We start from the raw sequence: 22,811 nt of genomic DNA, 5'->3' as shown, positions 1-22,811 counted from the left end.
ACCCCCTACAACACTCTTTTTTATATTTTTCAGGAGGCAAGAAGCTTCTTCAACAGCTCGTTCACCATGGCAGGATTTGCCTTCCCTTTCATCGCCTTCATCGTCTGTCCGACGAAGAAGCCGAAGAGCTTGTCCTTGCCGCTCCTGTACTCCTCCACCTTGTCCGCATTGGCTGCCAGAATATCACTGATGGCTGCCTCAATGGCTCCCGTGTCGGTCACCTGCCGCAGGCCCTTGCGATCCACGATGACAGAGGGCTTCTCCCCCGTCTCCACCATGTCCTCGAAGACTTCCTTGGCAATCTTCCCGTTGATGGTGGAATCACTGATCAGGGACAGAAGCTCACGCAGGGCCTCGGCAGAAACAGGACTATCCTCGATGCTGCGCCCCGTACGGTTCAATGCGGCGAAGAAGTCACCCAGAATCCAGTTCGTGGCCAGACGGGCGTCAGCCCCACGGGCAACCGTCTCGTAAAAATCCGCAACGGACTGCTCCGCCGTCAGCACGCCAGACTCATAGCGGGACACGCCATATTCTTTTTCCAGACGGGCACGCTTGTCCTCTGGAAGTTCCGGCAAGGCAGCCTTCAGCTCATCAACCCAAGACTGCTCGATGACCAGCGGAAGAAGATCCGGCTCCGGGAAGTAGCGGTAATCATGCGCATCCTCCTTCGTCCGCAGAGACCGTGTCTCGCTCTTCACATGGTCGAAAAGACGGGTCTCCTGATCGATCTCTCCACCAGACTCCCAGATGTCCACCTGCCGCTGCGCCTCGACCTCGATCGCCTGCATGACAAAACGTACGGAATTGACGTTCTTGATCTCGCAGCGCGTGCGATACCCTTCTTCCCCCTCACGGCGGACGGAAACGTTCACATCCGCACGCATGGAGCCTTCCTCCATGTTGCCGTCACACGTCCCCAGATAACGGAGAATCTGACGCAGCTTGCGGAGGTAAGCCCCAGCCTCTTCCGGAGAGCGGATATCCGGCTCACTCACGATCTCCATGAGAGCAACACCCGCACGGTTCAGATCGATGAAAGAGCGTGTCGGGTCCTGATCGTGAATGGACTTGCCTGCATCCTGTTCCATATGCATGCGGGTCACGCCAATATGACGGATCTCACCATCAGAAAGTTCGATCTCGACCGTGCCCTTACCAACGATCGGATGCTCAAACTGGCTGATCTGATAGCCCGTCGGAAGATCAGCGTAGAAATAGTTCTTCCGGTCAAAGCGGCTGAAAAGATTGATCTGTGCCCGCAACCCAAGGCCCGTCCGTACGGCCTGTGCCACACACTCACGGTTCAGGACAGGCAACATGCCAGGAAAACCGGCATCAACCAAGCTGACGTGCGTGTTGGGCTCCCCGCCATATTCCGCAGAGGCACCGGAGAACAGCTTGGACTGGCTGACAATCTGGGCATGGACCTCCAGCCCAACAATGACTTCCCATTCGCCAGTTTCACCCGTGATACGATATGCGCTCATGCTGACACCCCTGCATGAATGGTGGGACGATGGGTAAAGGAAGCGGCCCGCTCCAGAACGGAGCCGGCGGCCAGCAGCGTTTCTTCATCAAAGAAACGGCCGATCAGCTGGAGCCCGAGCGGCACGCCACGGCCATCCAGCCCGGCCGGAACGGACAGGGCCGGCACGCCTGCCATGCTGGCCGGCACCGTAAAGACGTCATTCAGATAGACCTGAACCGGATCGGTCGGCTTTTCATCCCAGGCAAAAGCCCCGGAAGGAGCCGTTGGTGCCAGGATGACATCAACCGTTTCATACGCCTTCAGGAAGTCACGCTGGAGCAGCGTACGAACCTTCTGGGCACGAAGATAGTAAGCATCGTAATAGCCGGAAGACAGCACATAGGTGCCCAGCAGGATACGGCGCTTCACCTCATCCCCAAATCCGGCAGCACGGGTGGCTTCATAAAGTGCATCCAGAGACGCACCGCTGACACGCTCCCCAAAGCGGACACCATCATACCGGGCGAGGTTGGAGGATGCCTCTGCCAGAGCAGCAATGTAATAGGCTGGCAGACCATACTTCGTATGCGGCAGGGAAATGTCCACCACTTCGGCGCCAGCCTCTTTCAACCAGTTGATCCCCTGCTGCCAGATGGCTTCAATCTCGGCAGGCAGACCATCGATGCGATATTCCTTTGGAATACCGACCTTCAGCCCCTTCACGCCACGTCCAAGAGCCGCCTCATAATGTGGGACGGGCCTGTTCACGCTGGTGGAATCCTTGGGGTCGAACCCTGCCATGGATTCAAGAAGAATGGCACAGTCCTGAAGGGTACGGGCCATCGGCCCCGCCTGATCCAGAGAGCTGGCAAAGGCGATCGTCCCAAACCGGGAGCAGCGGCCATAGGTCGGCTTGATTCCCGTAATACCGCAGAAAGCCGCAGGCTGACGGATGGAACCGCCCGTATCTGTCCCGGTCGCTCCCAGAACAAGCCCTGCCGCCACAGCAGCAGCGGACCCGCCAGAAGAGCCACCCGGCACAAGCTTTGCATCGGAATCACGACGCTTCCACGGATTTTCCACACCACCAAAAGCAGAGGTCAGGTTCGTGGAGCCCATGGCGAATTCATCAAGATTCAGTTTGCCCAGCGAAATGGCCCCATCACGCTTCAGGTTCGCTGTCACTGTGCTTTCGTAAGGCGGCACAAAATTACCCAGAATCTTGCTGGCAGCCGTCGTACGAACGCCTTCCGTTGCGAAAAGGTCCTTGATCCCGATGGGCAGGCCACAGAGGCTTCCACCTTCTCCCTTCGCCAGAAGGGCATCCGCTTCTTTGGCGGCCAGACGGGCCTGCTCGGGCGTGCGGGTGATGAAGCTGTTCAGCCCACCATCAAGACGTTCAATGGCATCAATATGGGCATCGACCAGCTCGACGGCAGAAATCTTGCGGGACCGGAGAGCCTCACGGGCAGAAGCAAGAGTATGATCAAAAATGCTGCTCATCATTCCACCACCTTCGGCACGGTATAGAAGGGGCCTTCACGGTCCGGTGCGTTGGAGAGCACCTTGTCCCGACAGTTGCCATCTGTCACCTGATCGTCCCGCAGACGTGGCTGGGCCAAACCAGTTCCAATCATCGGTGGAACGTCGGTCACATCAACCTCATTGAGCTGGTCAACCCAGCCAATGATCCCCTGCATCTCTTTCTGATAGGTGTGAACCTGCTCTTCCGAGAGGCCAACCCTTGCCAGCCTGGCCATTTTTGCCACTGTTTTCGCATCAAGCGACATGTATAATCCTGCTTTCAGACATCAATCACATCAGCCTATTACGGCCATGGAAGCGATCATACCCCTTTGCCATGACACTATTCAATCCACATGACCTGCGTAATCAGCTCCTTGCAGCACATTCCATCTTGGGGCTGGACCCCGGCAGCAAACAGATTGGCGTGGCGCTCTCCGACACTGCTCTCATGCTGGCCTCCCCCCTGACCGTGCTGGCCCGTGGTAAAATGAAGCAGATGGTTCCCCAGTTTCAGACCCTCTGTCGTAAACATGAAATTGGCGGGATTGTGGTCGGCCTTCCGCTTTCACTGGATGGCAGCTTTGGCCCGGCGGCACGTGCCGCCAGTGACTGGGCCAATGACCTTAGTGAGCGGTTGGGCCTGCCTGCCTGCCTGTGGGATGAGCGGCTTTCATCCAGTGCTGTAAACCGCTTCCTCGTTCAGGAAGCCGACATGACCCGCAAGAGGCGTGGCGAGGTCGTGGACAAGATGGCCGCCGCTTACATGCTCCAGGGCTGGCTGGACGCCACTGCGGCCTGATCCTGCCGATACAAAAAAGAGAGGCCGCATAAATGCGGCCTCCCCTCCTGCATGACATCCAATCGAAATGATCAGATGGTCTTGCGCCAATCACCCCAATCGGTGGAAACCGGGCGGCTGCCAGAATGGGCAGACTGATACATGGCCTGAATCAGACGGACATCCTGCATCCCTTCCTCACCCGTGGCTGCCAGCGGCGTATTGTTGGCAACGCTGATGGCCAGATGATCCAGCTGTGCAGAGAACTGGTTCAGGGCCGGGATGGTGAACATCGGGGTGGACCATGTATGCGTGTCACCAGTGGTGCAGTGGCTGACACTGTTGCACCAGTAACTCGTGGCCGGGTCCATCCGCAGGGAGGCGTCCGTCCCCTGAAGGTTGAAGCGGGACATGGCATTCACGTTGAAGGAGGCGCTGCCATGTGCCACGGCACCGGAACGGTACTTCATGATCCAGACGATGGTCTCGTCGATCTCACGGAACATCGGGTCAGACGGCGGCATGATGGTGGCCTGGACCTCGATTGGATCTTCATTCAGCATGTAGCGTGAACCGTTGACGCCATAGATGCCCAGATCCATCAGCGCACCACCACCAGACAGGGAGCGGGTCAGACGCCACTGGTAGGTCGGATCCGTCGGGTCGGTATTGTCACCGTTATCCGTGGTAATGATCTGCGGCTTGCCAATGCTGGTACGGGCCAGCTCGATAGCCTTGTGCGTAACGGGGTCAAAGTGGCAGCGATAGCCAATCATGAGCTTCTTGCCAGCCTTCTTGCCGGCAGCAATCATGCGCTGACACTCTTCGACCGTGACGGCCATCGGCTTCTCACACAGCACATGCTTGCCGGCACGGAAAGAACGCTCCGTGAAGTCGGCATGCAGGGAGTTGGGCAGGATGATGTAAACGGCGTCAACCTCCGGGTCCTGCGCAATCTTGTCAAAATTGTCGTAGGTGTAGAGGTGCGATTCCTCGATCCCGTAATGCTTGCCCAGACGACGGGCCTTGTTGATGTCGCCGCTGACCAGCGCCGTCACCTTGGCATATTCACACTCGGCAAAAGCCGGCAGGATCTGATTGACGGCATATTTGCCAAGACCCACGATGGCATAGCCAAATTTGCGGGGACCATCATTCATCGGGCGAAGCAGATTCGGATACGGGCGTTTGCCCAGCCCGGCAGGCGGTGCGGGGAAACCGAGAGACTGGGCCACAGCCTTGCCAGCGCCGCCAGCCAAAATAGAAGCACCGAGTGCTCCAAGAACATGCCGACGACCTGCATTTACTGGTTTATGTGGTGAGTGAGAGCTCATTATGAATACATCCTTTTCACTCAAGTAAGCAGCCCCGCACGATTACAAAGGCTGGTGACGAACGGAAAATTCCATTGCTTCCCGCTTCGTTTCCCCGAAGTTAAGACTCCAGACGGGATAATTGCAATTAACCTTGGGAAAGGAATTATTTTTGAAGGCAAGAAAGGCAATAAATAAAATTTATCTTAAAAATAAAATTCTTATTTTACAATAAGTTAAAATCAGATAAGGCGCAGTCCAGTTTTATCATGGCAACTGTATGGATGGGCTGCATTTTTATCATGGCATGAACAAAAATGGCCGCATCCCCCGTTCCAGGAGATGCGGCCATTTCACGAAAACCGAATAATCCGGTCTGAATTACCCGTTACATTTTATGAAACGCACAGAGCTTGTTTCCGTCCGGGTCACGAAGATAGGCCAGATAAAGCTTCATGCCCATCACCACACGCTCACCTGGCGGATTTTCAACAGCTGTTCCCCCTGCCCTGATGCCAGCTTCATGCCACCTGCGTACATCCTCGGGAGACGACAGGCCGAGACCAACCGTACCGCCATTGGCAGCCGTAGCAGCCTCCCCGTTGATCGGACGTGTGATGATGAATATCTGCCCATCCTTCTGGTACACGATCCTGTCCGGATTATCCTGCGGGCAGAAATCAGCTCCCATGACACCGAACAGGGCATCATAGAACGCCTTGGCCTTTTCCAGATCGTTCGATCCCACAACAATATGACTCAGGAACATGGTCTCTTCCTTTCCACACCAATACACATTCTCTGCGCGTACCAGAAAATCTACAGGCTAAGTGAAATTTTCGCTAGAATAGAAAGAAGATGGCTATACAGCCACCTGCACTTCAAGCATATTTTCAGGGAGTTAATCACCAGAGGGGTGGTGGGCGCAACAGGGATTGAACCTGTGACCCCTACCATGTCAAGGTAGTGCTCTACCGCTGAGCTATGCGCCCCCGTCTGGTGTGAAATGGTGTTTACCTCAGCCTATGGATTGTGGCAAGCCTTTATTGTGAAAAAAAATCAGAAACTTCCATGCACCAACACTGCCCGCCCGTCTTCCACTGTCGGGATCCATCTTCCTTCCTGCCGGAAGCGGACACCCTTCCTGCTTTCCTCTCCACATTCAGGGCGCAATTACCCCCAGCATTTCCTGGAAATGGCCGTCCTGCCCATGACAGAGCTGGAACGCATGGAGGACCGATTTACCGATCAGCTCCTTCAATATGCCCCTGAGAATGGCCTGAGCCTCGTGCAGGCCCTGTTTCCTCGCAGTTTCTGCGATGTAAACCGGGACTGGAGAGAACTGGATGCCACCATGTTTTCTCCTCCTCTCATTGAGAAGGACCTCATCCTCAGCACGAAAGTCAGCGCAGGTTATGGTGTCATTCCCCGCTGCACATCGCCAGGCAAGAGCATCTACCGCTATTGCCTGCCTCTCGAAGAGGCGGGACATCGCCTTTCACAATATTGGGAGCCATACCATACAGCGCTCCAGCAGACGCAGAAAACACTGCACGCACAGTTTGGCGCTTCCATCCTGCTGGACATCCATTCCATGCCACCACTGGCACAGTCCCGCCCCTGTGATGTCGTCCTAGGGAACAGGCATGGGAAAACCTGCTCCGACAGACTTATCAGCCTAGTGGAGCACCTTTTCCTCGAGAAAGGGTACCATGTCCAGCGAAACACACCCTACTCGGGCGGCTACATAACGGGCAGATACGGCCAGATGGAAGAAAATCGGCAGACCCTGCAGGTGGAAATCAACCGTGCCTGCTACCTGAACCTACAGACGTTACAACCCAACCGCCATTTTGAAAAAGTACAGAAAGACATCACGGACATTCTATCCGAAATGGCACGGACTCACCCTGCCCCGTAAACCGGGCAGGGCAAATCAGAGAACAGAACTTACCTGCCCAGAAGAAACGCTATCCCGGCAAGACGGTTGTTCTGTGCAACCTGAGCCACAGCCACCCCCTTGGCATTCCGTACGATTCCCTTCGAATCGATCGACCCTACCACCGTGCCCGTGTTGTCATACACGACACCGGTCCGATCAACTTCTCCGATGATCTTCCCCGTACTGTTGTCCTCCACCGCTCCTGCAGGACTCACAGAACCAGAAAACGGCGCCGTTATCTGCTTCAGCCCTCCCTGCTGAGCCGTGGTATTTCCCGAAGCAGCGAACCCTATGGAAGAAGTACAGGCCCCAATGGCCATTCCTCCCAGCAGAAACATACGGGCCAGCCTGGATGATAAAGACATGGCTATCTCCTCCTGTTTTCCTTCATCAAAACACACTGAAGGAAAAGAAAAAACCTCACATACACAGGAGCCTCGTATGATCCAATCAATCATACCCACGGGACTCGCAGTAATTCCCGTCCCCCTGCAATTATCTCACGTTCACATATCGTGACGGGCACAAAGCTTATTGCCATCGGGGTCCCGGAGATAGGCCATGAAATATTTCCTGCCTCCGATGGTCCGCACGCCAGGTGCGTCTTCTATTGCGGTTCCACCATGCTCAACACCAACCCTGTGCCAAGCCTCCACCGCCTCCACGCTCGAAAGGGCAAAACCAAGGGTAAAGCCATTCGCAACAGTGGCAGGCTGCCCATCAATGGGGCGCCCAACCATGAACATCTGACCATCCTTCTCGTAAAGCAGCTTACCCATCAGTTCCCCAAGGGCCTGCCCTCCAAGAACGTTGAAAAGGGCATCGTAGAAAGCCTTGGCCCGTGGCAGATCATTCGTCCCGATGACAACGTGCGTATACAGCATAAAACCCCTCCATCCACTTGCAGACATCAACCATCTTTGAAGGTGGGGACCACAACAGGACAGTTCAATCCCTCAGGAGCAGGCTAGACATGATCACCCTATCTTCCAGGCACATACCATGACATCCTGCACGGTGACGGCTGGCATCAATCTCGATGTCCCCGCCCAGATCGCCTACCCCAAGAACTACGTGGCCTGAGGCGATCATGGCAAGATATCGTGTCATCCAGAACAGCTTCATCAACGGTCATTTTCTGACCGTTGATGAGGAAGTGGATTATGCAGGCATCCCCGGCTTCACTCTGGAGCCGCTGGATGATGAGGCCCGTTCCGACAAAGAAAAGGCTGGCCAGCTGGCCCAGAGGGACGTGAGCAGCCGGGCCTTTCAGGAAGACCTGACCCGTCCTGACGGGGCTCCTTCCCAGCAGGACCATCTGACCAGTCCTGACGATGTGCCGCCCCGGCAGGAAGACCTGCCTGCGGCCAAAGCTGATGAACCGACTGCCGATGAGAAGGCAGGCAAGAAGACAACCGCAAAAGGGTAAGGCCAATGACGACAGCCATTGACCTGTGCAGGCGGGCACTGATGCGCCTCGGCACGCAGAGCGGCATCACGGCGTTTGATGATGGCTCCGTGGAGGCAGTGTCTGCGCCGCCTATTATGACGATGTGCTACAGAGAAAGCATTACCTCATGAACGGGCAGATGATCTCATATCTATGGGGGTTTCTCGAAAACCTCCTCAAAGAGCACCAAGCCTCCTCATGTCTGGAGATTCTTGACTCTGTCGGGCAGCTCTCCTGTTCCTGACCTGCGGCGACATCCTACCCGTCAGCCTCAGTCTCAGCGGCCGCAAGGCATATACCAGCTACGTATTCCGGATGCCCAGTGACAGCGTTATTGCTGGTCTCTCCAATTTTGGTCATGTCTCGCTTCTGGACGCCCCCTACTGCTTCCTTCCCGGTGGTGACATCTACCAACCGGGCAGTAGCAGCCCCCCTTCCCTTTTCATAGGGCTGTCAACCAACCGTCCTGATAAAGACAAAGTCTTTGTCAAGGATCCCATCGTAGGGCTGTCCGAAGTCAGCTCCGATTCAACCAAAGGATCATCCAGAAATGACAAATGAAGTGCGAAAAATTCTGGTCACAGGCGCAGGCAGTGGACTCGGCCTGCGTTTCAGCATCGAACTGGCAAAGCGCGGCCATCGTGTCATCGGGGCAGTTCATCTGCACAGCCAGATGAACTGCCTGGAAGAAGCCGCCAAGGAAGCAGGAGTGACTGTTTCCGTCATCAAGGCTGACATTACGGACCCCGTTGACCGTGCCTATCTGGCCCGGCACGACGTTGACATTCTCGTCAACAATGCCGGCATCGGTGAAGGCGGTGCCTTGGCCGACATGCCAATGCCTGTCCTGCGCCGTCAGTTCGAGGTCAACTATTTTGCAACAATGGAGGTCTCACACCCCTTCATCCGTCGCTTTGCAAAGAGGAAACGGGGGCGGATCGTTTTCATCAGCTCCATTGCTGGCGTCATCACAGGCCCCTTCACGGGTGCCTACTGTGCCTCCAAACATGCTCTGGAAACCTCAGCCCGCAGCCTTCGCAATGAACTGAAAGACCTCGGTGTTTCCGTAGCCTGCATCAACCCTGGGCCTTACGAGACTGGCTTCAATGACCGGATGGTCGAAGCGCACAAGAACTGGTACTGCCCGGAAGAAAGCCTCGTTTCTCACGAAGATCTTGAATTCACCAAGCCTCAGATTGACCCCGACAGGGACATCTCCGAGATGGTGGACGTGATACTGGATGACCACTCCAAAGCCCGGAACGTCTCCCCCAAGGAGATCATCCCCGAAATCCGGAAAATGCAGGACAAGGAATGGGACTGACAACCCCATGACGGCCCGGTCTCTATCCCCGGCCTCGTGGCAGGATAGAGACCCCCTGAGGGACGGTAGCTTGCCGCTCGTTCAGCATTCGACTTCCAACCGGCAGCTCTTCCACCTGCAGCGAAGAACACTTCGTCGCTCACAGCAAAACAACATTTTCCGGGAAATCCATGGTGGATGCGACAGGGATTGAACCTGTGACCCCTGCCGTGTGAAGGCAGTGCTCTACCGCTGAGCTACGCATCCGTCTCTTTGGATGAGCGCCTTATACCGCTCTCCCCCGGCGCTTGCAAGAGCAATAAGGGAGAACGGTACAGATTATTTCAATAACCCTCTCAAAAACCAAACATGTGATCCAGAGAGAAACTCCCAACGCCATTCTCCAGCCCATGATACCCGAACAGACGGCAGGTCAGGTCCCTTATGAGAACATACCCCCCCTCTCCTGCCTTCTGTAACAGCTCCGCATCAAAAAGCTCATGAGGCTTCAGAAGCCAGGAACCGGAAGGCTGAATACTGATGGTCTCCTGCGCCACTTCAGCTCCATTGGCAGCGTGAAGATGCAGACAGGTCCTGGAAGGCTGACGCCCATCCCGCAGGGACGTGGGATAGATCAGATGGCAGAAGCTTTTCAGGGTAACACCATCAAGCTTCTGCCCCAGCTTCAGGAACAGCCGGGTGGTCAGGCCCGGCGGTGGACCTGCATAAGACTGCGGCTCATTCCGCCAGGTCATCATGGTGTTGAAAATATGTCCGCCAAAACTGGTTTCGGCGGCATGATCTGTCCCGATATGGCGATAACGCATCAGCGCATGAGGCCAGCCATCTCCCTCCCCCCCATCACGGAAATCATAGACCAGCTCCGCATGACCGGGCTGATTCATCAGTTCATGCAGGGCCACGGCTCCCTGATGATTCCGGGGCAGATTACCCAGAAAATGACTGCCACAACTCTGGCCTGCTTCATCAAACAGATCCAGCCTCATCGGCAGGCTCTCCAGAGCTTCCGACATGGGGGTCGGCTGGACGAAACTCGTATAGATGGCCGGGTCCGGCACCGGAAAAGGCAGAACGAAACCACGCCCAAGCAACGGGGACATCGTGCGGATTGCCGGGTCCGGCAGCAGGTCGGCACGCTCAACATTCATATGGGCAATACGGGTCCGGCCCCTCTGCACAACCTCGTAGCGGGGCCGCACCAGATGCTGCCCGGAACGAAGTTCAAGCTGGGCTGGCCATTCCAGATCAGGAAACAACGCTCCCACATCAACAGCGACCGTCTCATAAGGTCCGATAACCTGCTTTACCGCACGATGCTCTTCCTCGCCCATCGGGTTCAGCGTGATCGCCCCTGATGGAATGGCCGTGCCATGACTGTTCTGTATCCAGAGGCGGACCGTCTCCTCGTCGTCTGGAGCTGGCAATGTGGCAAAGCGCATGGAAGGCCAGGCATTGGCATCATGGGTAACAGACAGGCTGGGATCACCATTCCGGCCAAAACTGTCCAGCGCATATTTCACGACATCATGGCCTTTCGCCCCGATGACATGAATGAAAAGCTGTCCAACAAAATCTGGCAGGCCAAACTGTTTCTTCACCGTGCGGCTGTCAATCACTACACCCGCATCAGCCTCTTCCACCTCCTCAAACCATTCAGCCAGAACGTGACCAGTAACATCAAAGAGCCGCAACCAATAGCGGATTGTTTCTGCACCATAATTCGACCAATAATTCGCCGTAACCAGCCTAGTGCTGAACTGTTCAGTTTCCCGGAAAAAGGCAAAATTGGTCGCAAAATTGCATTTGTCCAGATAAGGCTGCCGGTAAGGCAGAAATTTATCCGGCAACCGTGCATCCCCCAGAGTATGAAGAGGCTTCCCTCCGAGAAATCCCCCAAGACGGGACCGCATCCTGGCATCATCAAAAGACAGGGCCAGGACCGCATCCGCATCAATCTCGGCAATGTGGACGACAGCCTTTTTCTGCCCGCCAAATCCATCAGGCTGCCCGACCTGCTCGCTATCATGCGTCAGGATGACGGAAGGCTGAAGAGCAGGATACAGCCCGCATACTGTCGGCAGGTACCCCTCCGGGTCATAAACAGCAAAAGAGCAGTGCTGAAGCGTCTGCTCCAGCTCTTTCATTCCCTCTACAACCAGAGGGTGAGACAAAGCCTTATAAAGGACGTTCCCCCCCTGCGGGCCAAATGTCTTGATATCCAGCATTGGGTCATCCTTCCTGATTGAACTGAATACGGCGATGTATTTCTTCTGCTGCCAGAGAAGTATCGTCAAGTCTTTTACAAGGAGAAAACGAAACGTTTCTTAAAGAAGACTGCACACGTCCCTCTTTTTCAAGTATCTTGACGAACCTCTCAAGCCTTGAAGACCGGCCCTGCAATGGCAGAATACAGACAGGGCGATCCGTCGCCACTGCTTCGGAGATCATGGATACACTGTCCTGCGTCACAGCCAGAGCATCAGCGCAGGCCAGCAGTCCCATATAAGGATTCTCATTCCCTTTTCCTTCCATCACGACACCCCCCAGAGGCATCAGGCGCTCCCGCAGCACCTCCAAAGCCTGCCGTGATGTCCGTCTGGATGGTGTCAGCACGCAGCGAACACCAGTCACCTGCATGAAACCGGCCAGCTTCTCCGACAGGACCGCAGCTTCGGCCTCTTCCAACCTGTACCGCCCATTGGAGCCACCCAGAAGCACCCCCAACACCTTTTCTGCCCCTGCCCGGATACGATCCTTCCACAGCTTGCCAGCTTCTTCCAGACGGGCCGGTGTAACATCATGCATGGCTGTACGGACTGAAAGCACATTCGGCCCCTCAAGCCGGTCATGCTGACTGGCCACGACAAGAGCAAAGGGAGAGAGTTTCACTCGTGGGTGTTGTATCTGCACTACTGGCAGACCGTACCGTTTTCCGAGAGCCGCCCCGGCCACGCCGCCCTTTCCACCCACGCTGATGATGAGACGGGTTGCAGAAGAAAGGCTGAATGGGGCAAAAAGACCCAGAGAATGCGGCCAGAAACGGACGGACAGACGTGAGACCAGCCTTCCCCTGTTGGTGATGACAGGATGGAACTCCCACGAAAAACCCGTCCGCTCTGCCAGCCCTCGCCCCTGGGATCTCATTCCGGCGAAATCTTCAGCTATGATGGCTGCATGCATTCCTGATCTCCTGCGGGTATGGTCCCGTGCATCACATCGACATCCCTCTTCTGGCAAGAACAGCATTCATGACACAAACAGATTTTACAGACCTCGGCCTTTCAGACGAGCTGGCACAGGCCGCCCGGAAAGCAGGCATGGCCAGGCCAACCCCCATACAGCAGCAGGGCATCCCCCCCCTTCTGGCGGGGCGTGACGTTCTCCTGCCCGGCCAGACCGGCACGGGCAAGACGGCAGCTTTCGTCCTGCCCGCCCTCCAGAAACTGGCCAGCCTCAAACAGGACGGAACTGCCGGGTCCATTCCACGGGTCCTGATCCTAGAGCCAACCCGTGACCTCGCCATGCAGACAGCCGGGGTCTGCCGTCAGCTGGGCCGTCAACTTCCCCTCCGCACGCGGGTCATCTGTGGCGGCGTGCCCCGTGACCAGCAGGCACGCTCACTGGAACAAGGAGCCGACATTATCGTCGCCACGCATGGCCGTCTTCTGGACTTCGTGGAGAAAGGTGAACTGTCACTGGAACACATCATCTATCTGGTGCTGGATGAAGCCGACCGTCTTCTGGATGAAGAATTCTCCGCCAGCATGACGGCTCTCGTGCCCTACATCGCCGATCGGCCCCAGACCATCTTCTGCTCCGCCACGCTGCCGGAACCTGTCATGACACTGGCCAAACAGGTCACGAAAGACCCCGTGCGGGTGGAACCCGGCGAGGAAGAGGTCACGCCACGGCGCATCCGCCAGCAGGCCCTGTTCATCACCGAGGCGCAGAAAGACACCCTGCTCCTGACACTTCTGGAACGGTCAGGAGCACAAGCCAAAGACGGAACGGGTCGAAGCATCATCTTCACGAAGACGAAGCAGAAAGCCGATTCCGTCGCAAAACTCCTGAGAAAAACCGGATACAGGGCCATTGCCCTGCATGGCGGGCAGACGCAGGGAGACCGCAAAAAGACTCTGGACCGCTACCAGAATCAGACCGGGTCCATCCTCGTGACAACGGACATTGCCGCCCGCGGACTTGATATTGACGACATCCAGCTCGTCGTGAACATGGACCTGCCCCAGACGCCAGAACTCTACATTCACCGCATCGGCCGGACAGCCCGCGCGGGAAAGCAGGGGCGGGCCGTCACGTTCGCCACGCTGGAAGAACGGACCCGCCTGCGGGATATTGAGAAGCACATCCAGTACCGCATCCGCATCATCACGACGGAAACGCTATAGAACGGCCTTCCTGCCGGGGGCTGACTTGCACGCCCTCCCCCGGCAGAACTGAACATGATCAGGCAGACGCACGATCATAGATCGGGAAGCGAGCACACAGCTCCTTCACATCCTTGCGGATACGCTCGAAGGTAGCGTCATCATTCTCATCAGCGCTCAGCACGGCATCAATCATGCGAGCCACCTGACGGAACTCTGCCTCACCGAAACCACGGGCCGTGGCGGCCGGGCTGCCCAGACGCACGCCAGAGGTGACGAACGGCTTTTCAGGATCGAACGGCACGGCATTCTTGTTGGCGGTGATGCCAGCACGTTCCATAAGGGCCTCGGCCTTCTTGCCGGTCACCTTCTTGGGGCGCAGGTCCACCAGCACAAGATGAGTATCCGTACCACCCGTCACGATATCGAACCCACATTTCAGCAGCTCGTCAGCCAGCGCACGGGCATTCGCCTGCACACGCTGCTGATATTCCTTGAACTCACCCTGCAGGGCCTCACCGAAGGCTACAGCCTTACCGGCGATGACGTGCATCAATGGGCCACCCTGGAGACCAGGGAACACCGCAGAGTTGATCTTCTTGGCGATCTCCGCATCGTTGGTCATGATGATGCCGCCACGGGGGCCACGCAGCGTCTTATGTGTCGTGGAAGTCGTGATATCAGCGTGAGGAACCGGGCTGGGATAGAGGCCAGCCGCCACAAGCCCGGCGAAATGGGCCATGTCCACCATCAGATAGGCACCGACCTCATCAGCAATCTTGCGGAAACGGGGGAAGTCGATCACGCGGGGATAGGCCGAGCTGCCCGCCACGATGATGCGGGGTTTGTGCTCACGGGCCAGACGCTCCATCTCCTCGTAATCGAGCAGGCCGTCCTCGCCACGCACACCGTACTGCACAGCCTTGAACCATTTGCCGGAATAGTTCGGGGCTGCACCGTGGGTCAGGTGGCCACCGGCGGCAAGGCTCATGCCGAGGATGGTGTCACCCGGCTTTGCCAGTGCCATGAAGGCCGCCTGATTGGCATTGGCACCGGAATGGGGCTGGACATTGACGAATTCAGCACCGAAAAGTTTCTTCAGACGGTCGATGGCAAGATTCTCGACCTTGTCCACATCAACGCAGCCACCATAATAGCGGCGACCCGGCAGACCCTCGGCATATTTGTTGGTCAGGACGGACCCCTGAGCCTCCATTACGGCGAAAGACGCCATGTTCTCAGAAGCGATCAGCTCGATGCCATCCTGCTGGCGTTCAAGCTCGGCATTCAGGAACGCACTGACTTCATGATCCCTCTCCTTGAGGGGGGCATGAAAGAAAGAATGCAGACCGGCCTGATTGGTGCTTTTGGACATTGTCATCCATCTCCCGCAAAAAAACTCTTTTCTTTCTATAGGCGCGAGAGCTAAGCGCGTCTATCGTTGCAGGTTAATTACGTTTAAAAAATGCGAGAGACCCACCAATGACCTTGCCCTTCTGGCAGACCAAACAAGTCCCCCCTCCAGAAAGTCAGAACAGTGGACTGAAAAGGGTGTTCGGCCCCTGGCGTCTCATCGCCATGGGTGTTGGCGTCACCGTTGGCACGGGTCTCTTTTCCCTTACAGGCGTTGCTGCCGGACAGAATGCCGGCCCGGCAGTCATCATCTCTTTCCTCATCGCCGCCATCGCCGCCAGCTTCGCTGGGCTCTGCTATGCCGAGCTGGCCGGGATGCTGCCCTCCGGCGGGTCCGCCTATGCCTACGCCTACGCCGGACTTGGTGAAATTGTCGCCTGGATCATCGGCTGGGACCTGATTCTGGAATATACGGTCGGGGCGGCGGCCGTCGCCTCCAGTGCTTCGGGCTACATCGCCTCCCTGCTGAAGGGATGGAACATCATCATTGACCCGAGACTGCTTGCACCACCAATGACGGATGTCGTCATGCCGGATGGTCACACCGCCCATGCGTGGTGCAACGCACCGGGAATGTTGCTTCTCTTCATCATCACCCTGATGCTGATGCGGGGCACAAACTTCTCCGTCCGTCTCAACTCGCTGGTCGTGCTGGTAAAGATTCTCGTCATCGTCGGCCTGATCATCGTCTGCACGCCTTTTGTCGATACCAGCAATTTCCACCCCTTCATCCCGGCCAATACGGGGAAATTCGGAGAATTCGGGATCAGCGGCATCATGCGGGCTGCTGGCATGGCCTTTTTTGCCTATGTGGGCATCGACATTGTGTCCACCGCCGCACAGGACACGAAGAACCCCCAGCGCAACATGCCGATCGGCATTCTGGGGAGCCTGCTGACCTGTGCTGTCATCTATGTCGTTTTCTCCACCATCCTTCTTGGTGTGGTGGACTATCGTGCCCTCGCCCATGACCCCAGCCCCGTTGCCACGGCCATGGACAAGATTCATATGCCATGGATGGCCGTGCTGGTGAAAATCGGCATCACCTTCGGTTTCATCTCCGTGCTGTTCGGCCTGCTCATCGGGCAGAGCCGGATTGCCATGAACATGGCCGATGACGGCCTTCTGCCCCCCTTCCTTGCCAGACTGCACAAAGGCACCAGCACGCCCTGGACGGCCCATATCATCACTGCGGCAACGGCCGCCGTGCTGACGGGCTGCGTCCCCATCGCCACGTTGGGGGAGATGACCTCCATCGGCACCCTGCTCGCCTTCGTCATCGTCTGTGCCGGCGTGACGGCCCTGCGCTTCCGGGCACCGGAGGCACCACGCAGCTTCCAGGTGCCGGGCGGGCCGTTCGCCGTGCCCCTGCTGGGGATCATTTCCTGCGGGATCGTCATGGGATCCATGAGCCCGCTCACATGGATGCGTCTGATCCTCTGGCTGGCAGTCGGCTTCTGCGTCTATTTCGCTTATGGCATCAGGAAAAGTAGACTACGCAATAATTCTACAAAACAGGGTGGAAATTTATAATATTCTTCCATAGAAGAGAGATCACCCTGGATGCGGTTCCCCGCAAAGGATACCGCATCCGGGGCAGACCAGAAACGACCGGACATGAGATCTTCTTCCCCATGATGTCATCCCTGTGGCGCAAAAAGGCCATCACCTCTTCCACTCCTCCATCCACCGGACTGAAGCGCATCTTCGGGACGTGGCAGCTCATCGCCATTGGAGTGGGTGTAACCATAGGGGCCGGTCTTTTTTCCCTCACAGGTGTGGCAGCAGGACTTTATGCCGGCCCGGCCATTCCGCTCGCCTTCCTCATCGCTGCGGTTGCCGCCAGCTTTGCCGGTCTCTGCTATGCCGAACTGGCAGGCATGATCCCCTCTGGCGGATCGGCCTACTCCTACGCCTATGCCGCCCTCGGTGAATTCGTTGCCTGGGTCATCGGGTGGGACCTGATCCTTGAATATACCGTCAGCACGGCGGCCGTCGCCTCCAGCTGGTCCGGCTACATGACCTCCTTCCTCCGGGATTGGGGCATTGTCATCGATCCACGGCTCCTGAACCCGCCCATGACGCTGGTTGAACTGCCCGACGGCCACAAGGCCCATGCGTGGTTCAATGCTCCCTGCCTGTTCATCCTCTGGCTGGTCACCATCATGCTGACACGGGGCATGAAAGAATCCTCCTGGATGAATGCGCTCATCGTGGGCATCAAAATCTGCGTGCTGGTCGGCCTGACCGTTGCCTGCATCCCCTATGTCCAACTGGCACATTTTCATCCCTTCATCCCCCCCAACGGAGGACATTATGGGGATTTTGGCTTCAGTGGTGTCATGCGGGCAGCCGGGATGGCCTTTCTCGCCTATATCGGGTTCGACATCGTCTCCACGGCGGCGCAGGACACAAAGAACCCCCAGCGTTCCATGCCCTTCGCCATCCTGGGCAGCCAGATCATCTGTGCAACCGTCTATGTCATCGTATCGGCCGTGCTGGTTGGCGTGGTGGACTACCACCACTTCGCCCATGACCCCAGCCCCGTGGCTACCGTCATGGATGTCGTCAACATCCCGTGGCTCAGCCTGCTCATCAAAGGCGGCATCTGTCTGGGCTATGTGTCTGTCGTCTATGGCCTGCTGATGGGCCAGAGCCGCATCCTGATGAGCATGTCCCAGGATGGCCTGCTGCCCACCTTCTTCCGCCGGATGCACCCGAAAAGCCATACGCCGGTGCCCAGCCACATGCTCAGCTTCCTTGTCAGTGGCGTACTGGCCTGCTGCCTGCCCATCAATGTGCTGGCCAACATGGCATCCATCGGAACCCTGACAGCCTTCGTGATTGTCTGCGCAGGTGTCATCGCCCTGCGTTTCACATCTCCCGATGCGCCCCGCACCTTTCGCCTGCCCGGAGGGCCGCTTCTGATCCCCTGCCTGGGCATCATCTCCTGCGGCAGTGTCATGCTCTCCATGAGCCTGATCACATGGATGCGTCTAATTATCTGGTTGGTCATTGGTGCTGTCATCTATTTCGCTTATAGCATACGGCACAGTCATCTCAGGACGAACGGCTGAACGGCCGTCCTCCTGTTCTGGACGACACCGAAACATCGTGGAGCAAAGTACATGAGACGGCCTTTCTGGCGTACCAAACCAATATCCCAGGCGGCAGCCCCCGAAACAGGGCTACATCGTGTACTGGGGCCGTGGCAGCTGATTGCCCTGGGTGTTGGTGTCACTGTCGGTGCTGGCCTGTTCTCCATGACGGGCGTAGCCGCAGGGCAGTATGCCGGCCCTGCCGTGACGCTTTCCTTCATGATCGCCGCCATTGCCTGCGCTTTTGCCGGTCTCTGCTATGCCGAACTCGCCGGAATGATTCCCGAGGCCGGGTCCGCCTACACCTACGCCTATACCTCCATGGGGGAAGGTATCGCCTGGATCATCGGCTGGGATCTTATCCTGGAATATACGGTAAACGCTTCCACGGTAGCAGCCAGCTGGTCAGGCTATTTTGCCAGCCTGATGCATGAAATCGGCATTTCGCTGGATCCCCGCCTGCTGGCCCCTACCGGTGCCTCCATCATGACGTCGGACGGGCAGTTCGTCCGCGCCTGGTTCAATGCTCCTGCCGTCTTCATCATCTGTGCCGTCACCTGCCTGCTGATGTGTGGCACCAGGGGCTCCAGCAAGATCAACATGGCCATCGTGGCTCTCAAGCTGCTGATTATCGGAAGCGTGACGGTCATCTGCCTGCCACACATCAGCGCTGCCAACCTGCACCCTTTCATTCCGGCCAATACAGGGCAGTTCGGACAGTTCGGCGCAAGTGGCGTGATGCGGGCTGCGGGGCTCATTTTCTTCGCCTATATCGGTTTTGATATTGTCTCCACAGCGGCGCAGGACAGCCACAACCCCCAGCGCAACATCCCCCTGAGCGTATTGGGCAGCCTGGTGCTGGCCGCCGTCATCTACGCCATTTTTTCCTTCGTGATTGTCGGTGTCGTCAATTACCGGGCCATGCTGCATGACCCCAACCCGGTCGCCACGGTCCTGCACAGCCTGCATATCCCCTGGTTCTCTGCCCTGATAACCTTCGGCATAGCCTTGGGGTATATCTCCGTCATCTATGGGCTGCTCATGGGCCAAAGCCGCATCTGTCTCTCCATGGCCAGAGACGGCCTTCTTCCCTCCCTCTTCGAAACCCTGAACAGACGCAGCCGGACACCGTGGTCCTCACATATCATCACAGCCGTGGTGGCGAGCATTCTGGCAGCCTGCCTGCCCATCGACATCCTTGGCAAGATGACCTCCATCGGGACACTGCTCGCCTTCATCATTGTCTGTTTCGGTGTAATGGTCCTGCGCCTCCGTCAACCGAATGCAGTGCGTCGCTTCAAGACACCGGGGGGGCCATTCCTCGTCCCCATCCTCGGTATCCTGTCCTGCGGAACCGTCATGCTTTCCATGGACATCATGACATGGATCAGGCTGGCCCTCTGGCTCTTGGTCGGCCTTGGAATCTACGCCGTTTATGGTCTGCACCGCAGCCGCCTCAAACATACACACCACTGAAAGCCACCATCTCCTCCATGAAGCCACCCTCCTGCGAGGGTGGCTTTTTTTAAGGGGTCTGGTCATACGGGATTTCAACAGGCATCATGCCTGCATGATGATACATTCTTTTCCCCACACCCGCCTGCGTCGCAATCGTCACGATGACGCCACACGCCGCCTTGTCAGCGAAACACACCTGCATGTCGATAATCTGATCTGGCCAATTTTTGTCTGTGAGGGCGAAAAACAGCGTCAGAAAGTACAGGCCATGCCGGGCGTGGAACGTGTGAGTCTCGATCTGCTAGCGGAGCATGTCCGCCCCGCTGTCGAGCTGGGCATACCAGCTGTCGCTCTCTTCCCCGTCACGCCCATGGAAAAACGTGACGAGATGGGAACGGAAGCCCTGAACCCCAGCAACCTGATGTGCCGTGCTGCCCGGATACTGAAAGCCGCCTATCCCGGGCTTGCTCTCGTCGGGGATGTGGCTCTGGACCCCTACACCTCCCACGGGCATGATGGCCTAGTACGGGATGGACAGATTCTGAATGATGAGTCCGTCGAGGTTCTTCGCAAACAGGCCCTCAACCAGGCAGAGGCCGGCATCGACATCATTGCTCCCTCCGACATGATGGATGGGCGCGTCCGGGCCATCCGCTCCACGCTGGATGAAAATGGGTACCAGACAACCCGCATCATGGCCTATGCAGCCAAGTATGCATCTGCATTCTACGGTCCGTTCCGCAACGCTCTGGGCTCCGATGCCCTGCTCGGCGGAGACAAGAAAAGCTACCAGATGGACCCCGCCAATAGTGATGAAGCCCTGCGCGAAGTTGCCATGGACCTTGCAGAAGGGGCCGACATGATCATGGTCAAACCAGGGATGCCTTATCTGGACATCATCCGCCGGGTGCGTGACAGTTTTGCCGCACCGACATTCGCCTACCAGGTCTCCGGTGAATATTCCATGATCATGGCCGCCATTGAGAATGGCTGGCTGGACCGTGAGAAGACCATTCTGGAAAGTCTCATGGCCTTCCGTCGTGCCGGCTGCCACGGCATCCTCACCTATTTTGCTGTCGAAGCAGCCCGTCTGCTGCGTGCCCGCTAAACCATCTTCTCTCACCCCGCCTCCTCACCGCAGGAAGCGGGGTAGCTTGGCCTATCAGGCAGGTAAACAGGCTGAAGATGCTGCTGCAGAATTTCTGGCCAGACAAGGGTATACCCCCTTGGCAAGAAGGCTACGAACTCCCTGCGGAGAAATCGACCTCCTTGTCGCCAATGATGAGTGGCTTCTTGCCATTGAGGTCAAGCAACGCACAACCCTGAGCGAAGCCCGGTACGCTCTTTCGCCCCAACAGAGCCAACGCCTGCTCCGGGCTTTTGCCTTCATTCTCGAGACAAGACCAGACTGGCAGCGCCCCAATACCCGGCTGGATGTGCTGGTCATCGATAAGACGGGACGCATTGAACAGATAGAGGATGCCCTCCGTCTATACTGACCACTTCATCCGAACAAAAAGAAACCCCACAAAGGCCAATTCAGCCTGCGGGGTTTCCCATTTTCATGCTCACAGGGAGACAGGCTCACCCGCGGCGATGATGCGTATTCCGCTGATGCCTGCTGACAACACGGCCATGGAAAGCCACGGTCCGGACAGCAACAGCCCGATGATAATGTGAAGCGGCCAGACGGGTCGGCACAGCGCCACGTGTATGGAACGCTGCCCGACGGGCAACCGTCACATGATGAAAGGCCGATGGCGGGGCGATGAGCGCACTGAATGTCAGCTTGCTCGCCTCATGCTCTGTCAGGATACGATCTGCATGGGCAGAAGGAGCAGACGCCAGCCCCACAAACCCCAGAAGCCCAAAAAGAACCCCTCCCTTAAGGGATTTCACCATGTCATCAACCCTCCACCTTTACCCCAAGCCGCTACAACAGGGATAGACCTCATTCTACAAATAATGGGTAACTCTAATCACAACAGGATGAAGAAAGCAACGTTGGAAGCCTACGCTGACCTTTATTTAATGAGGACCATCCTGCTCTGAAATCAGTCCCCGTTTTTCAGCAGGCCTTTCTCTGCCAGAAGGCTCTCCAGCTCACCGCTCTGGTACATGTCCGTCACGATGTCACACCCGCCAATGAACTCACCCTTCACATAAAGCTGTGGAATTGTCGGCCACTGGGAAAAATCCTTGATACCCTGACGCATCTCCGGACTTTCCAGCACATTCTCCGTTTCAAAATCCACACCCACATGGGTAAGAATCTGCACGACACGAGCAGAGAACCCACATTGCGGAAACTGCTTGTCGCCCTTCATGAAGAGCATGACGGGATTCTTGTCCACCAGGGACTGGATGGTCTGAAAAACAGCCTCATTCATTTGATCATGTCCTCTCGATCAACCAGGAATACGTGTCTTGACGGCCAGAGCATGAAGCTCTGTTCCGACACGGTCCCCGAAAGCTTCATAAACCAGCTTGTGCTGCTTTACCCGTGGCACACCACGAAATGCCTCGCTGACGACCTCACAGGCAAAATGGTCGCCATCACCTGCGAGGTCTTCAACCACAATCTCGGCATCAGGAAAAGCAGCCCGAAGGGTCTTCTCTATCTCTTCTGCTGTCATCATGGTCGAAGCCTCC

General features: G+C 56.9%; 24 protein-coding genes and 2 tRNA genes. 11 read left to right on the top strand and 15 right to left on the bottom strand.

Annotated elements, in window-relative coordinates; genetic code table 11:
* Positions 1-29 precede the first annotated feature (29 nt).
* The 3 genes from gatB to gatC are packed head-to-tail and all read right to left on the bottom strand — an operon-like array spanning position 30 to position 3,261.
* On the bottom strand, positions 30-1,490 hold the full coding sequence (gatB, locus tag DTI93_RS02475) for an Asp-tRNA(Asn)/Glu-tRNA(Gln) amidotransferase subunit GatB (protein ID WP_043560255.1): 1,461 nt from the start codon (positions 1,488-1,490) through the stop codon (positions 30-32).
* Positions 1,487-2,974 carry an Asp-tRNA(Asn)/Glu-tRNA(Gln) amidotransferase subunit GatA gene (gene gatA, locus DTI93_RS02470; protein WP_043560258.1) on the bottom strand — a complete coding sequence of 496 codons (1,488 nt, stop codon included), beginning with the start codon at positions 2,972-2,974 and terminating at the stop codon, positions 1,487-1,489. Before gatA ends, gatB begins: the two co-directional genes overlap by 4 nt.
* Complete coding sequence (gatC, locus tag DTI93_RS02465) at positions 2,974-3,261, bottom strand: Asp-tRNA(Asn)/Glu-tRNA(Gln) amidotransferase subunit GatC (protein ID WP_043560260.1); 288 nt, start codon at positions 3,259-3,261, stop codon at positions 2,974-2,976. Before gatC ends, gatA begins: the two co-directional genes overlap by 1 nt.
* Before the next feature lie 71 nt (positions 3,262-3,332).
* On the opposite strand from gatC, the gene ruvX reads away from it, so the two are divergent.
* Positions 3,333-3,797, top strand: coding sequence for a Holliday junction resolvase RuvX (ruvX, locus tag DTI93_RS02460; protein ID WP_249079538.1), 465 nt, complete (start codon positions 3,333-3,335; stop codon positions 3,795-3,797).
* A gap of 71 nt (positions 3,798-3,868) precedes the next feature.
* On the opposite strand, the gene DTI93_RS02455 is transcribed toward ruvX, so the two are convergent.
* The 3 genes from DTI93_RS02455 to DTI93_RS02445 form a co-directional block, all read right to left on the bottom strand.
* On the bottom strand, positions 3,869-5,110 hold the full coding sequence (locus DTI93_RS02455) for a Gfo/Idh/MocA family protein (RefSeq protein ID WP_052349072.1): 1,242 nt from the start codon (positions 5,108-5,110) through the stop codon (positions 3,869-3,871).
* A 367-nt stretch (positions 5,111-5,477) separates the two neighbouring features.
* Positions 5,478-5,858: a VOC family protein gene (locus DTI93_RS02450; RefSeq protein WP_081563114.1), complete on the bottom strand. Its 381-nt coding sequence runs from the start codon at positions 5,856-5,858 to the stop codon at positions 5,478-5,480.
* A 148-nt stretch (positions 5,859-6,006) separates the two neighbouring features.
* Positions 6,007-6,081: transfer RNA gene (locus tag DTI93_RS02445), tRNA-Val, on the bottom strand.
* A gap of 14 nt (positions 6,082-6,095) precedes the next feature.
* On the opposite strand from DTI93_RS02445, the gene DTI93_RS02440 reads away from it, so the two are divergent.
* A complete protein-coding gene (locus DTI93_RS02440; protein WP_081563113.1) occupies positions 6,096-7,010 on the top strand; it encodes an N-formylglutamate amidohydrolase in 915 nt (304 codons plus the stop codon).
* 29 nt (positions 7,011-7,039) lie between these two features.
* On the opposite strand, the gene DTI93_RS02435 is transcribed toward DTI93_RS02440, so the two are convergent.
* Together DTI93_RS02435 and DTI93_RS02430 are read right to left on the bottom strand one after the other, a co-directional pair.
* Complete coding sequence (locus tag DTI93_RS02435) at positions 7,040-7,396, bottom strand: hypothetical protein (RefSeq protein WP_043560268.1); 357 nt, start codon at positions 7,394-7,396, stop codon at positions 7,040-7,042.
* A 141-nt stretch (positions 7,397-7,537) separates the two neighbouring features.
* Positions 7,538-7,912, bottom strand: coding sequence for a VOC family protein (locus DTI93_RS02430; protein WP_249079733.1), 375 nt, complete (start codon positions 7,910-7,912; stop codon positions 7,538-7,540).
* 209 nt (positions 7,913-8,121) lie between these two features.
* Between DTI93_RS02430 and DTI93_RS02425 the strand changes: the two genes are divergently transcribed.
* From DTI93_RS02425 to DTI93_RS02415, 3 genes are all read left to right on the top strand, one after another.
* A complete protein-coding gene (locus DTI93_RS02425; protein WP_249079536.1) occupies positions 8,122-8,460 on the top strand; it encodes a hypothetical protein in 339 nt (112 codons plus the stop codon).
* A gap of 5 nt (positions 8,461-8,465) precedes the next feature.
* Complete coding sequence (locus DTI93_RS02420) at positions 8,466-8,612, top strand: hypothetical protein (RefSeq protein WP_166651616.1); 147 nt, start codon at positions 8,466-8,468, stop codon at positions 8,610-8,612.
* A gap of 419 nt (positions 8,613-9,031) precedes the next feature.
* Complete coding sequence (locus DTI93_RS02415) at positions 9,032-9,805, top strand: SDR family oxidoreductase (RefSeq protein WP_154981489.1); 774 nt, start codon at positions 9,032-9,034, stop codon at positions 9,803-9,805.
* A gap of 171 nt (positions 9,806-9,976) precedes the next feature.
* Here DTI93_RS02415 and DTI93_RS02410 read toward each other — a convergent pair.
* From DTI93_RS02410 to DTI93_RS02400, 3 genes are all read right to left on the bottom strand, one after another.
* Positions 9,977-10,051, bottom strand: a tRNA-Val gene (locus tag DTI93_RS02410).
* Between the two features lie 89 nt (positions 10,052-10,140).
* On the bottom strand, positions 10,141-12,030 hold the full coding sequence (locus DTI93_RS02405) for a hypothetical protein (protein WP_249079534.1): 1,890 nt from the start codon (positions 12,028-12,030) through the stop codon (positions 10,141-10,143).
* A gap of 4 nt (positions 12,031-12,034) precedes the next feature.
* The gene (locus DTI93_RS02400) at positions 12,035-12,949 is read right to left on the bottom strand and encodes a mitochondrial fission ELM1 family protein (protein WP_244978047.1); all 915 of its coding nucleotides are present in this window, start codon (positions 12,947-12,949) and stop codon (positions 12,035-12,037) included.
* Positions 12,950-13,053: 104 nt separating this feature from the next.
* Here DTI93_RS02400 and DTI93_RS02395 point away from each other — a divergent pair, with 104 nt between their 5' ends.
* On the top strand, positions 13,054-14,211 hold the full coding sequence (locus DTI93_RS02395) for a DEAD/DEAH box helicase (protein ID WP_154981531.1): 1,158 nt from the start codon (positions 13,054-13,056) through the stop codon (positions 14,209-14,211).
* Positions 14,212-14,269: 58 nt separating this feature from the next.
* On the opposite strand, the gene glyA is transcribed toward DTI93_RS02395, so the two are convergent.
* Positions 14,270-15,565 (bottom strand): serine hydroxymethyltransferase, encoded by a 1,296-nt coding sequence (gene glyA, locus DTI93_RS02390; RefSeq protein WP_043560298.1) that lies wholly within the window; start codon positions 15,563-15,565, stop codon positions 14,270-14,272.
* Positions 15,566-15,672: 107 nt separating this feature from the next.
* Here glyA and DTI93_RS02385 point away from each other — a divergent pair, with 107 nt between their 5' ends.
* The 5 genes from DTI93_RS02385 (at position 15,673) to DTI93_RS09485 (ending at position 21,658) form a co-directional block, all read left to right on the top strand.
* Positions 15,673-17,136, top strand: a complete 1,464-nt coding sequence (locus DTI93_RS02385; protein ID WP_086431021.1) for an APC family permease — start codon at positions 15,673-15,675, stop codon at positions 17,134-17,136.
* A 101-nt stretch (positions 17,137-17,237) separates the two neighbouring features.
* Positions 17,238-18,680, top strand: a complete 1,443-nt coding sequence (locus tag DTI93_RS02380) for an APC family permease (protein WP_043560304.1) — start codon at positions 17,238-17,240, stop codon at positions 18,678-18,680.
* Positions 18,681-18,731: 51 nt separating this feature from the next.
* Positions 18,732-20,177 carry an amino acid permease gene (locus tag DTI93_RS02375; protein WP_081563106.1) on the top strand — a complete coding sequence of 482 codons (1,446 nt, stop codon included), beginning with the start codon at positions 18,732-18,734 and terminating at the stop codon, positions 20,175-20,177.
* Positions 20,178-20,271: 94 nt separating this feature from the next.
* Entirely contained in the window at positions 20,272-21,267 is a 996-nt protein-coding gene (gene hemB / locus DTI93_RS02370) for a porphobilinogen synthase (protein WP_043560310.1), read from the top strand.
* Positions 21,161-21,658: a YraN family protein gene (locus DTI93_RS09485; protein WP_257788388.1), complete on the top strand. Its 498-nt coding sequence runs from the start codon at positions 21,161-21,163 to the stop codon at positions 21,656-21,658. The genes hemB and DTI93_RS09485 overlap by 107 nt, the downstream gene beginning before the upstream one ends.
* An 85-nt stretch (positions 21,659-21,743) precedes the next feature.
* Here the strand turns inward: DTI93_RS09485 and DTI93_RS02360 are convergent, their stop codons facing one another.
* The 3 genes from DTI93_RS02360 to DTI93_RS02350 form a co-directional block, all read right to left on the bottom strand.
* The gene (locus tag DTI93_RS02360) at positions 21,744-22,061 is read right to left on the bottom strand and encodes a hypothetical protein (RefSeq protein WP_249079533.1); all 318 of its coding nucleotides are present in this window, start codon (positions 22,059-22,061) and stop codon (positions 21,744-21,746) included.
* A 152-nt stretch (positions 22,062-22,213) separates the two neighbouring features.
* A complete protein-coding gene (gene grxD, locus DTI93_RS02355) occupies positions 22,214-22,549 on the bottom strand; it encodes a Grx4 family monothiol glutaredoxin (protein ID WP_043560315.1) in 336 nt (111 codons plus the stop codon).
* An 18-nt stretch (positions 22,550-22,567) separates the two neighbouring features.
* Complete coding sequence (locus DTI93_RS02350) at positions 22,568-22,795, bottom strand: BolA/IbaG family iron-sulfur metabolism protein (RefSeq protein ID WP_081563465.1); 228 nt, start codon at positions 22,793-22,795, stop codon at positions 22,568-22,570.
* Between the last annotated feature and the right edge of the window lie 16 nt (positions 22,796-22,811).

Source organism: Parasaccharibacter sp. TMW 2.1884, from assembly GCF_023337695.1.
GTDB classification, from domain to species: Bacteria; Pseudomonadota; Alphaproteobacteria; order Acetobacterales; family Acetobacteraceae; genus Bombella; species Bombella apis.
The sequence above is the reverse complement of the archived record's forward strand: the minus strand, read 5'-3'. Positions and strand labels throughout refer to the sequence as shown.